The organism is uncultured Rikenella sp. (assembly GCF_910577125.1).
Lineage (GTDB): Bacteria > Bacteroidota > Bacteroidia > Bacteroidales > Rikenellaceae > Rikenella.
Genome location: NZ_CAJTMN010000065.1, coordinates 1 through 11,246, shown reverse-complemented (window position 1 = coordinate 11,246; position 11,246 = coordinate 1). Strand labels below are relative to the sequence as shown.

At 61.7% G+C, this 11,246-nt stretch carries 9 protein-coding genes and 1 tRNA gene; 2 read left to right on the top strand and 8 right to left on the bottom strand.

From position 1 onward, the window contains the following. Window positions 1-436: 436 nt before the first annotated feature. The 5 genes from QZ292_RS07445 to QZ292_RS07425 form a co-directional block, all read right to left on the bottom strand. Window positions 437-1,945: a hypothetical protein gene (locus tag QZ292_RS07445; RefSeq protein WP_294600051.1), complete on the bottom strand. Its 1,509-nt coding sequence runs from the start codon at window positions 1,943-1,945 to the stop codon at window positions 437-439. Window positions 1,946-2,119: 174 nt separating this feature from the next. Continuing rightward, window positions 2,120-2,193, bottom strand: a tRNA-Met gene (locus QZ292_RS07440). Between the two features lie 159 nt (window positions 2,194-2,352). After that, a complete protein-coding gene (locus QZ292_RS07435) occupies window positions 2,353-3,294 on the bottom strand; it encodes a M20/M25/M40 family metallo-hydrolase (protein ID WP_294600047.1) in 942 nt (313 codons plus the stop codon). Window positions 3,295-3,314: 20 nt separating this feature from the next. After that, the gene (locus QZ292_RS07430; RefSeq protein WP_294600044.1) at window positions 3,315-5,450 is read right to left on the bottom strand and encodes an OstA-like protein; all 2,136 of its coding nucleotides are present in this window, start codon (window positions 5,448-5,450) and stop codon (window positions 3,315-3,317) included. Window positions 5,451-5,507: 57 nt separating this feature from the next. Beyond that, window positions 5,508-5,825 (bottom strand): 4Fe-4S dicluster domain-containing protein, encoded by a 318-nt coding sequence (locus QZ292_RS07425; RefSeq protein WP_294600041.1) that lies wholly within the window; start codon window positions 5,823-5,825, stop codon window positions 5,508-5,510. A 3-nt stretch (window positions 5,826-5,828) separates the two neighbouring features. Between QZ292_RS07425 and QZ292_RS07420 the strand changes: the two genes are divergently transcribed. Further along, on the top strand, window positions 5,829-6,062 hold the full coding sequence (locus QZ292_RS07420; protein WP_294600039.1) for a hypothetical protein: 234 nt from the start codon (window positions 5,829-5,831) through the stop codon (window positions 6,060-6,062). A gap of 1,015 nt (window positions 6,063-7,077) precedes the next feature. On the opposite strand, the gene QZ292_RS07415 is transcribed toward QZ292_RS07420, so the two are convergent. From QZ292_RS07415 to QZ292_RS07405, 3 genes are read right to left on the bottom strand one after another with little or no spacing between them, the layout of a single operon-like run. Beyond that, complete coding sequence (locus tag QZ292_RS07415; protein WP_294600036.1) at window positions 7,078-8,511, bottom strand: peptidylprolyl isomerase; 1,434 nt, start codon at window positions 8,509-8,511, stop codon at window positions 7,078-7,080. A 15-nt stretch (window positions 8,512-8,526) separates the two neighbouring features. Then, window positions 8,527-9,456 (bottom strand): hypothetical protein, encoded by a 930-nt coding sequence (locus QZ292_RS07410; RefSeq protein WP_294600033.1) that lies wholly within the window; start codon window positions 9,454-9,456, stop codon window positions 8,527-8,529. Between the two features lie 35 nt (window positions 9,457-9,491). After that, on the bottom strand, window positions 9,492-10,316 hold the full coding sequence (locus QZ292_RS07405; protein WP_294600031.1) for a type II CAAX endopeptidase family protein: 825 nt from the start codon (window positions 10,314-10,316) through the stop codon (window positions 9,492-9,494). A gap of 491 nt (window positions 10,317-10,807) precedes the next feature. On the opposite strand from QZ292_RS07405, the gene QZ292_RS07400 reads away from it, so the two are divergent. Continuing rightward, the gene (locus tag QZ292_RS07400) at window positions 10,808-10,966 is read left to right on the top strand and encodes a hypothetical protein (RefSeq protein ID WP_294600028.1); all 159 of its coding nucleotides are present in this window, start codon (window positions 10,808-10,810) and stop codon (window positions 10,964-10,966) included. The last annotated feature ends 280 nt before the right edge of the window (window positions 10,967-11,246 follow it).

Sequence of the window (11,246 nt, the reverse complement as noted above, 5' to 3'; positions counted from 1 at the left end):
CTCGCAGAGCCGCGCGGGCCGGAGCCACCCCCGGCGTAGGGCCGCAACCTCGCGCTACTCGTTGCGTCCACGCTGGCTCCGGCCGCTAAAGTCAAACTAAAATAGGATAGAGGCTGAGGGGTAGAGAATGCAGGTAGCCTGGGGCAGGCCTGTAGGGGTAGAGGCTGGTAGTTTTCGCGTGCCTCTCGCCCCCGTTTATTCCGAGAGGCAACGCAACTGAAGACTGTAGGCACGGTACGCCTCATTGCTCGGATTGAGATTCGTCATGTCGAAGTTCAAGTGCACGCCGTCGCCGTCTTTGACTGTGGGAGACCAGATGAAGCAGAAATTACCGACGACGCCCGGTATCCCAGACTTCGCATAGCGGTTGCCCGGGGCGGGGTTTGCGCATCCCCCCGAATGCCCGAACGCCGCGACCTGTCACAGCCAGTGCGGATCAGAACCTGCGGACCTCGCCTCGGCTGTTTCGGAAGATGCGGCGATGGTACGTCCGTCCCGTGGTTTTGTCGAAGAGGCCGTAAATCCCCTCCGCCGGAACCCCCTCCACCCTATAGACCGGGCTTCCGTCCGCCCCCGAGCGCGACTTGCGGATCTCCGCATCTACCCGCTGCCATCCCGACGGCCTCCAGTACGCCACATACAGCCGCCCGGCATCCAGCGTGTCGAGATCCCGCAGCCGGATCAGCGGCGTGAGATCCATCGCGACCGACCGCGTCGTGTCCGGTTCGCCGTGGTATTGGATATTTCCCCTCGGGTCGAGCCGGAACGGCCTCCCCGCCGGACGAACCGACCGCTCGCCCGCCAGCACCGGCAGGTAGAGAATCCCCCGTCCGATTTCGTTGAAAACCGCCACTCCTGCCGAATCCACATTTTCAGCCGCCACCGCCGGCATCCAGCGCTCGTTGCTGAAGACCGCCAGCGCCGCCCGCTCGCCCGCCTTCGCTGCCGAGTCGAACGCTATCTTCAGGTCTGAAGTCGCGATGTATTGCGCCGTCACCGCCCGGAAATACGGCTGTCCGAACCGTTCGGCCGCCTTCGCCGACGGTTCGAACTCCATGCGGTAGATCCTCGGCGGCCCCGCCGCCAGCCACTCCCCCGTGTCGAGCATCACCGGATTGCCCTCCTCGTCGAAATAGACCGCCTCGACATGCCCCCCGTCCGACGTCCCCCACACCGGAATCATGTCCTTCGTCGCCGCAATCCCCATCGCCCTCAGCGCCAGCACGAAGATGTCCGCCGCCGAGTTGCACTCGCCCCGTCCGCACGCCATCGCCTCTTCGGGCGTGAAAGCCGGTTTGAGCATCAACGCCTCCGGATGGAACCCGAACCAGCTCCGTACATCCCTGATAATCAGCCGTGCCACGCCGCGTATGTCTTTTCGGCCCGCCATCGTGTCGACCATCGGTTCGTAGCGCTCGCGGAAGAACGTCCGCCAGTCCGTGAGCTCCTCGGCGTCGATCCGGTAGGGGAGCACATAGCGCAGAAAGACGGAGTCGGCGTAGTGCCGCGCCCACGGATACCGCTCCCTGGCGTCGAATGCCAGGTCGATGTTCCGGATCAGGTATTCGGCCGTCATCGTCTCGAGATCGCTCTCCGTGCGCGGCCTGACCGCCAGCCCGAGCGAGTCGAGCCAGGCGCGATAATTGCGTGCGGTGATTTCCGTCCGGAAGAGCGAATAGTCCGTTTTTTCGCCCGTTTTTCGCTCCACGAGGTCGAACGTCCGGGTGTAGTGTCCGCGGAGGTTTTCGATGAGGAACGTCGCCGCCTGCGCCCGCAGCGGGTCATCGGCATAGTGTTCCGCCACCCGGCACATCTCCGGATTTCCGGTGGTTTCGGCCGCCGAGCGCAGTTTTTGGGCCGGCGAGCCGCAGCTTTCCATCAGCCATCCGCCGACGCATCCGACCGCCAGAGAGATGATTATGTCGTATTTTCCGGATCGTTTCATCCGCAGGCCTCCTTGTTTCAGTTTGATTGAACCTGTTACAAATTTAATGAAATATCGTATTAATCTCGTGGAGATCGTCGGTTGAGAGCGGATTTTTCCGGGACGGACGGGCGGTTTGGGTTCCGCCCAACGAAAAAGGGTTGCGAAACGATTCGCAACCCTTTGAAGATCAAGTAGCGAGAGAGAGACTTGAACTCTCGACCTCATGATTATGAATCATGCGCTCTAACCAGCTGAGCTACCTCGCCGAAATGTCGTCTTCCGAGAACTTCTCGTCGGAAAGACGGTGCAAAGATAAGGATTCGTTTCGAATTTCCAAACCCTATGCCTTCTTTTTTCGCACCCGACTTTTCACGTCCGACCCGCTGGAGGCCCGAGTGCGGAAAACGCCCGCCCGGCGAGGAGTGTTACTCCACGTAAGCCATCCGCCAGATCAGGTACCAGGCCGAACGGGCGATGTCCAGCAGTTTCGGATAGTTGATCCGATCCGGCGTGTCGTTCGGCGTGTTGTAGTCCGGGTGCCCGTCCGTGTGGTACCACGCGATCGGAATCCCGGCGCGGGCGAACGACATGTTGTCGCTCCCACCGATCGTCCGGTCGCACGGACGGAAGTCCGCCTCCAGCTCCGTCAGCCCGCCCGCCTGGACCGATTCGGCGTACCAAGCCTTCAGCTCCGGCCGGTCGGCCGTGTAGAAGTAGCGGAACAGGCGCGGCCGAGCCTCGTCCGTGTTGCGTCCCACCATGTCGAAGTTGATGTAGCAGTCGATCCGCGCTGTGTCCGCCCCCAGCCGCGAGACGTAGTGCCGCGACCCCTGCAGGCCGCGCTCTTCGCCGTCCCAGAAGGCGAGGATCAGCGTGTGTTCCGGCTGGGTTCGCGTCGCCGCAGCGGCCCGGGCCAGCTCCAGGAGCACCGTCACGCCGCTGGCGTTGTCGTCCGCACCCGGAAAGACGCGTCCGTCGCGCCGCCCCTCGTGGTCGTAATGTGCGCCGACGATCACCTGCCGTACGGTATCCCGCCCCGGAATCTTGACCAGAATATTCCGCAATGCCTCGCCTTTTCTGCCCGTAAACGGTTGGCGGGTAATCTGTTGGCCGTATCCCATCTGTTCCAGCTCCGAGACGATGTATTGCCCGGCGATCCGCCCTTCGACCGATCCGGCGAGCCGTCCGCCCATCTCGTCCGAGGCCAGAAAACGCAGCGAGGCTTCGGCATTCCGGCGGGTGATGGCTTCGAGTCCGCGTCGGTACTCTTTTCCGGGTTTCGGCGAAGCGCCAGCCGGTGCGGCGATGCCGGCGAGCGTGGTTCCGCCGACGGCCCAGAACAGGAGGGCGATATGTAAAAATTTCATGGTCAATATGTTAAATGGTTCTATTGGTAGAGCAGGGTGGAGGTGTTGAAGAGGTCGATCGTCACCCAGAGCGGCTCGCTGCGATCCCGCCAGGTGCCGCTTTCGATCAGCCGCTGGCGCGTCTGCCGGAACCGTTCTTCGATCGGGAAGGCCGGCTGGGCATACCCCTCCGCCTCGCGCCGCTGCGAGGGCCGCACCGACCGGTCGGTGATGTCGTACCGTCCGGTCGGTTTCCGTTCCGGTTCCCAGCTGAATCCCTTGAGCTGCAGCGACTGACCGGCCGGCACTTTGTCCAGCGGGTCGACGTATCCGTCGCCCGCGCCGCCCCAGTTGAAGTTCACCGGCTCCTGGTCTTCGAAGTCGATGGTGAGGCTGGCGGACGAGACGACGTACATCTCGTCCGGCGGCAGGCTGTCCTGTCCCGTGAAGTAGTAGTTGATGACGTTCCCGGTCATGATGGCCCGATGAATCTCGTTCTCGCGGAACCACGCCTGCAGGAATCGCCCCTCGGCCTGGTTGAAGAGCGTGTCGGAGTGCTCGGCCTTCTGGGTGATGAACGGCGAGCCGATGAATTCGGCGTAGTCGATCTCGCCGTCGCGGCTGAAGAGCTCGATGCGATCCGCCGTGAGCTGGTTGTCGCCGTTCCAGATAATCGGCCGGCCGTAGAGAATCGCCATCGAGTCCACCGAGTAGGCTGTCAGCGAGTCGCAGACGCCCTGCACGTCCGTCCGCCACAGTTTGACGTGATGCCGTCCGCGGACGACCCGTTCGAGCGAGTCTTTTCGCGGTGCCGTCCCCGATGAATCGGGCAATAAGCGGGTCGAGTCGATCCCGAGGCCGACGGTCGAGTCCGGTGCTTCCGGCATCGGCGGCTCTTCGGCTCCGATCGCCGCCGCCCGCCGGATCCTGCCCGCCGCTGTGGTCGAATCCGCCACTGTCCTTGCGGTCGAATCCGCGACCGCCGTTGCCGTTGAATCCGCCGTTGCAACAGCCGCAATCGCCAAGCTGTCCATCTGAACGGTGCGTGTCGTCGAGTCTCCCGGCACGTTGTGTTTCAGCCCCGGTTTCGACAGCCCCGGCCCGTAGGTGTGGAAGAACATCGTGTCGGCCCGCGCAAAGGTGGAGTCCGGTGCCGGCCGTTCCGCCCGGGGCAAAGAGTCGGTCATCCATAGCGTCGAGGAGTCCGGAGCCGGCTCCGCCACGCTGTCGTAGAGGATCACGGCCGGTCGTGCCGTCAGCATGCCGTTGCCGAGCGAGTCGTCGTAGAAGCCGAAGTCGCCCAGTCCGATGGCCCGCTGCGCGGTGTCGAGCATCTGGATGTTGCGGCGCATGGTCACGCGCCTCCCGACGCTTTCGTAGTCCATCGTGTCGGCCCAGAACTCCTGGTCGGCGGTCATGGCGTAGGCGTTTCGCGTGAAGTGGTAGGTCTGGGTCGCGCGCACGTACTGTCCCCGATCCGCGGTGAGGAAGTCGCGCTCCCGATCCCAGATATAGGTCTTCGCGAGGAACGTAACGACTTCGTTGTTGAGGTCGTATCCGATCGAGTCGGTGCGCATCCGGTAGTCGGTGTTGCGCATGGCGACGTGTCCGACGAAGGTGATGGTGGCCGAGTCTCCGTTGTAGATCCCGCGATCCGACTCCATGAGGTTGTCGCGCAGGAGGATCACTCCGCCGCGGTCGTATTCGCCGATGTTGGTTCGTGTGTCGAACTCCATTTCGTCGTAGACCCACATGGTGGCCTCTCCGTTGACGAGTTTCAGGAGCGGGGAGTAGACTTTGGCGAGGTTGGTGTGTCCGTCGTAGCTGGCGCGGTCGCCGTAGATGAAGGTGGAGTCTTTGTTGATGATGACGTTTCCGAAGCACTCCATTCGGAATTCGTCGTATCGTCGTGCGCTGTCGCACTGGATGAAGGCTCCGTTGTGGTGGAAGGCGACGTGGTCGTTGAGGTAGAGGACGCTGTCGTTGGCTCCTCGTTTGGCCATCAGGTCGCCGTAGTAGTTGACGATGGCTTTTTCGCTCTCTCCGTTTTGGGTCTGCGGCGACGGTACGGCGGGGCCGGCCGGAAAGGTGGCTGTCCCGATTCCGCCGTGCGAGATGCCGAACGGAACGAGGAAAAGGGTTGCGAATGCACCGATCAGGTATCGTGTCGTGCGCATAGTCGGTTTGTAGTCAGTTGTTTGCGACGCTCCGGCGGGTGGATGCCGGGGTGTCGGTTACAGCATCTCGAGGAGGGTATGCACCACGGCCCTCGTATTGACCCCTCTGGGGCAGACCATCCGGCATTTCCCGCAGAGCATACACTCTTTGAGTGCGTTTTTCGCGGTTTCGTACTCTCCTCGTCTGATCCAGTGCTGGACTTTTCGGAGGCTGAAGGGGGCGAACTGTCCTGCGGTGCAGGTGGCGGTACAGCTTCCGCAGCCGATGCAGAGCAGGGTAGTGGGTTCCCGTCGGATGATGCGGTCTCTGAGCTCGGGGTCGATCCGGTCGAGGTAGATGGCGCGTGGGGCGTTGATGGTAAATCCGAAGTCCATGGTTTGTCGGGTGTTATGCAGTTTGTCGGGTCTGTTTTTTTGAGGGGTGTTCCCGCCCCGGGCTACCGCAGCAGCAATACGGGCGTGCTGGGCAATGTGGGTGGCGACGGAACTGTCTGGTCTTCCGGAATCAGCATCACGGACGGTTTACGTCTGTTGTTTTATACGACAGATATGGCCTCTTCCGCTACGTACAATCGCGACGGCGGTTTTCAGTTGCGTTGCCTCTCGGAATAAACGGTGCGTGTCGCACTCACAATCGGCAGCCTCTACCCCAGCTGTGTCTACCCTAAGGCAGCCTCTACCCTGTGGGTCGGGCGCCCGGGAGGTACCGCAATTCTCGACGCGTGAGCGGCGTGTTGCGGGCCTCCCGAGGGGAGGCGTCCGGCCCGCGCGACCCTGCGGGTCGCAAAAGCTCGGCCCCAAGCACAGCCCCGTGTCTGCCTCACTGCGGCTCTGCTATCGCTCCGCCGGTGCCTTCGGGCACTCCGAAATAGCAACCTCTACTCGGTTTTCCCGCGCGCCTTGGGAAATCCAGTCAAAACGCGCAAGCGAGTTTTGACGATTTCCCTCCTAAAGCGTGGCGTGCGGGGCTTTTCAACCGTCGCCCGCTGGGATTTCATCTCGATTTTGCTCATCGCAAAACGAGTGAAATCCCTCTTTACGCGGGCGGGCGACGGTCCAGCTTTGCCTCGCCTGAAACTGCGCTCGGGCCGCGCGGGCCCCACTTAGTAAGGCGAAGAGAACCCTAACAAAACACCCAACGGGTGCGTGGACGGGAAATGCTTCGCATTTCTGCGGCAGCCTCTACCCCGTTCTCTGATCGCGCGCCTTGGGCGATTTTCTGTTTCGGCGATGAGCCGAAACAGTTGAATCGCCTCCTAAGGCGTCGGCGCGGTGCCGCTCGGCACTCGAAGGCTGGCCATGTCTACCCTAATTTGAGTCGCCCGCGGCCATTCTCGTGGGTTGGCCGAGTGCCAACCAACAGAATATGCCCTTTTACGCGGGCGGGCGACGTCGAGCTTCGAGCTGGACAGAACCGTACCTTTTGACTTCGTCTTCCTCGTGCTACCTCGGCAAATCCCGCAAGCGGTCTCTGCTCTCGGTACGCTACTCGGTTCTGAAGAAAAGGTACCCAAAAGACTTTTAGTTAGCTGCGCTACGCCTCAGGCTCCGCAATCCTCTATCTTCGTTCGCGCGCTATGTCTCAGGTTCCGCAGAACTCAGGCTTTCTGTGGGTTACCCGATGCCGTCACTCCTTGATCCACTTCCGCTCGAAGCTCAACCCCCGGTACTCCGGCGCGATCCAGACGTACATCTTGCCGATCATCTCGTTGAGCCACTTGTCCAGCGTCCGGTTCTGCTTGTCCTGGAGCGCCACATCCTCGATGATTTCGTAGTCTTGCGTCAGACTCGCCGTGTGGGTCGGAATCACTTCGTTGAGCCGCACGATCTTGTAGAGCGTGTTTCCGTTCGCCCGGTCGATCGTTTCGAACGGAGCCGAGACTTCGCCCGGCTGCAGCCGGGCGAGCGCCCGGTAGTCCATCGGGTCGAGCGCATCTTTCATGTAGCGCGGATTGGCGTACTTCGTGTCGAAATGGTCTTTGGCCTCCTTCGCATTGAACATCACCCCCCCGTTGCGGTTCGTCTGGGCGTCCATCGAGTAGAGCTGTACCGCCTCTTCGAACGCTTTTTTGTCCGTTCCGATCTTTTGGGCGAGGCTGTCGAGGAGTTTCATCTCGCGTTCCGTCTCTTCGACCGTGAATTGCGGTTTGAGCAGGATCTGTCGGAAGTGCAGCAGGTTGTCGCGCCGCGAGATCAGTTCGACGATGTGGAATCCGTACTCCGTTTCGATCACCTCCGAGACCATGCCCGGCTTCAGGTTTTCGAGCGCTTCGACGATCGGATAGACCAGCTGGTTGGCATCCCCCGGCCCCCATTCTCCGCCGTTTCGGGCCGTGCTGGGATCCATCGAGTAGAGCCGCGCCAAGGCCCCCAGCTTCTCGCCCGCCAGAATCCGGCGGCGGAATTCGAGCAGCCGCTGCCGCACTTCGAACTTACGCTCTTCGGTGGCCGGCGGCAGCCGTACGATCTGGGCGTAGACGTACTGTTCGGGAATCATCTCCATCGAGTCGACCGGCACTTTGCCGAAGAAGTCCGCCACCTCGGCATACGTCACCGTCACCTTTTTCATCACGTCGCTCTGCATCAGGCTGGCCAGCTGCATGTCTTCGGCCGCCTTTTTGAGGTCGTCCTTGATGGCGTAGATCTCTTTCCGGAACCTCTTTTCGAGCGCCTTGACCGATCCCGCTTCGAGCACCATCTGCTGGATCTGCGCTTCGATCTGCGCTTCGAGTCCGCTGGGGAGCTCCTTGTTGAGCGAGTCGGCCCGGGCCTGTTCCGAGAGGAGTTTGACGATGAGCAGGTTTTCGAGCGCCTCGTCGCGTGCCGGTCGGTCGGTGATGGTACCCGTCACGGCTCGTGCCCGGATCATTTCGTTCGTGGCCTCTTCGAGGTCGGAGAGGAGGATCTGGCTGTTTCCCACTATCGCAATGACCTCGTCGGCAATGGATTGCGGGATGACGTAAGCCGCCGAGTCCGCTGCCGGCGCCGCCGAGGCCTGCCGGCCCGGAGCGAGCAGCAGGCCGCCCAGCAGCAGTGAGGTCGAAAGGTGTCTGATTCTCATGTAGGAGAAGGTTGATTATTCGCTGATTTTGATGTCGAACCGCCGGTCGTTTCCGGCCGCCGTGTAGAGGCTGTCTTCGAGGTGTTTGAGCAGCTCCTGCCGCCTCCGGTTGAGGATGATTTTGCGGATGTTGTCCGTTTCGCGCTCTCTGGGCGAGTAGTCTCCGCTGGGCCGGAAGAGGTCGATGGCCAGCATGTATTTGTATTCGTCGTCCTCGACGTCGTAGTATCGGTGCGTGCGGAGGAAGTCGTCGAAGTTGCTCTGCGAGAAGGGGATGTGCTGGATGACGGTGCTGAAGTCCGTCCACTCGGTGCTGAAGTCTTCGGTTCGGTAGCCGTTTTTGTGGCAGATGTTGAGGAAGTCGTTCCGGTCGTTTTCGTTTTCCGATCGGAACATCTCTTCGAGCTTCTTGCTCTGCCTGAGTCCGGCCGGAATCCTTGCGATGCGGGCCTTGACGATCGGCCCGGCGAGCCGGAATCCGTTCCGGTTCGAGTCGTAGTATTCGGTGATCTGTTCCGCCGTGACCGCCGTGTCGAGCCGCTGTCCGATCCACTCCTGTTCGTAGCGGTAGGTGAGCAGGGCGCCGCGATACTCCGCCACCCGCGCTTCGATGTCCTGGGCCTGTCCCGAGAAGGCCTCTTCGGCGGCTGCGCTTTTGATCTCTCGGCGCACCCAGTTTTCGGCGATGGCCTGCAGGGCGGCGATGCTGTCCCGTGCCGTGAGCCCCGGTTCGATGAGTCCGGCGACGTCGCTGGCGTAGAGTTTCCTGTTTCCGACCGAGGCGATGACTTCGCCGCGATCGGCGTTGTAGAGTTTGAGCCGGTTGCAGCTCGGCGTGCCTGCCGCTGCGGCGAGCAGCAGCAGTCCGGCGAAGCGGGTGCGTGTCGAGAGGTGTTTCACGGTGGTGTGCGGATGTGTGCTTTCGGACAAGGCCCAAGAGCGCATGAACGAACAAAAATAGCGATTCTTTTGCGAAATCCCTAATCCCTCCGGGCCGAATCGGCTCTTTCGCGCCGGATGCGCCGCACGGCATAGAGTACGGCTGCAGCCGCCAGCGCGAGCGAGAGGGCGTAGGCGGTGTACCAGACGGGTCCTTCTCCGCCTCCGAGGATCCGTCGTTCGATGCCCGTGCCGTCGGCTCCGGGCACGAGGCCCGCGAGGATCGCGATGCCGTTGTTGATGAAGTGGATGGCGACGGTGCTGCCCAGCGAACCGGTGAAGTGGTAGATGCAGCCGAGGATCAGTCCGACGCAGCCGGCGTAGATCATCTGTTGGGGGATGAAGTGGATGGCTCCGAAGACGGCGGCCCCGATGAGGATTCCCGCGCCGGGCCCGATCCGTGCGACGAGGTTTTTCTGGATGATGCCTCGGAAGAGGAGCTCTTCGAGCAGCGGAGCGGCGACGGCGGCGGTGAGGATGGGCCAGAGTCCGCCTCTGAGGTAGTCGTCGAGCATCCGGGTATAGGTGTCGGGCATGCGGTCGGTGATGGGTGCGAGGAGGATGCCGGTGGCGAACAGGAGGATGACTCCGACGAGGATAAACGGCCCGTGGAGTTTCCACTTTTCGGGCCTGAAAGAGGGCATGAGGAGTCCCCAAGGCCTTCTGATGGCGAGTGCGTAGCCGATGGTGAGGGCGAAGCTGCCGACATAGGCGAGGAACTGGCGGAATCCGGCGTTTCCGAAGCCGTCGAGGTGTTGTGCGGCCGTTCCGAGGAGCATATTGGCGGCGCAGAAGAGGATCAGCAGGCTGAACAGCGGGAACCAGAGGCTCCGCCGGTTGTTCGTGTCGGTTTGGTTTTCGGTCATCGGGGGATCGTTTTTCGAGGGGTTTGCCCGGGGTGCGGGTTTCGACCGGACAACGAGGCTTCGCGCGGAATTATTGTGTCCGGGGGCGTTTTTTTAGGCGGATGGACAAAGAACGGGGCGAAGATTTGGGCTGACACGGCCAATTGGGAGTGCGGCACGCACCGCCCGCCCGGCGCGAGGGCAGTTCCGTCCGGTTTTAAGCTCGACCGCGCGCCGACGCCTTAAGAGGGAAATCGTCAAAATGCACTTGTGCGTTTTGACAAGATTTCCCAAGGCGCGCGAACAGAGAACGGGGCGGAGGCTGCCGCAGCGAAACGCAGTTTCGCCCGTCCACGGGACGTGGGGCCCGCGCGGCCCGAGCGCAGTACCCTCAAACCGAACCGCGCGCCACGCCTTAAGAGGGAAATCGTCAAAATGCACTTGTGCGTTTTGACAAGATTTCCCAAGGCGCGCGAAATCAAATTCCCGCCCCGGGCTACCGCCATCGAGACGTGGGCACCCTGTACAACGTTTGCAAAGAGGGTTCCATCTGGTCCACTTCGGTCAACGACAGCTATGGCGTGTACTTAGGTTTCCACGTGACGTGGTTCAACCACAGCATCGCCAATCCTCGCGGCTACGGTTTTCAGTTGCGTTGCCTCTCGGAATAATACGGGGCCTCCGGGCACTCCGAAATGGCAGCCTCTACCTGATATCGGCGGCCCCGCCCCGGGCTTCCGCGATACAGGTGACACCGGACAATTCGGCCTTCCATTAACCGTCGGTAATCACGGATACAGTTGGTCATCGGCCGGAAGCGACAGCAATAGTATGTACTTGTATTTCGGTATGCCGCATCTCCATCTCAGTCACACGGCATATCGCGGTCACGGTTATCAGTTGCGTTGCCTCTCGGAATAAACGGAAGAACAAGATTCTGCGGCTCGAAGA

Excerpts from the sequence above, each read along its gene's own strand:
- QZ292_RS07445 (WP_294600051.1), bottom strand. The coding sequence starts at position 1,945 with ATGAAACGATCCGGAAAATACGACATAATCATCTCTCTGGCGGTCGGA.
- QZ292_RS07405 (WP_294600031.1), bottom strand. The coding sequence starts at position 10,316 with ATGACCGAAAACCAAACCGACACGAACAACCGGCGGAGCCTCTGGTTC.
- QZ292_RS07425 (WP_294600041.1), bottom strand. The coding sequence starts at position 5,825 with ATGGACTTCGGATTTACCATCAACGCCCCACGCGCCATCTACCTCGAC.
- QZ292_RS07435 (WP_294600047.1), bottom strand. The coding sequence starts at position 3,294 with ATGAAATTTTTACATATCGCCCTCCTGTTCTGGGCCGTCGGCGGAACC.
- QZ292_RS07415 (WP_294600036.1), bottom strand. The coding sequence starts at position 8,511 with ATGAGAATCAGACACCTTTCGACCTCACTGCTGCTGGGCGGCCTGCTG.
- QZ292_RS07430 (WP_294600044.1), bottom strand. The coding sequence starts at position 5,450 with ATGCGCACGACACGATACCTGATCGGTGCATTCGCAACCCTTTTCCTC.
- QZ292_RS07410 (WP_294600033.1), bottom strand. The coding sequence starts at position 9,456 with ATGCGCTCTTGGGCCTTGTCCGAAAGCACACATCCGCACACCACCGTG.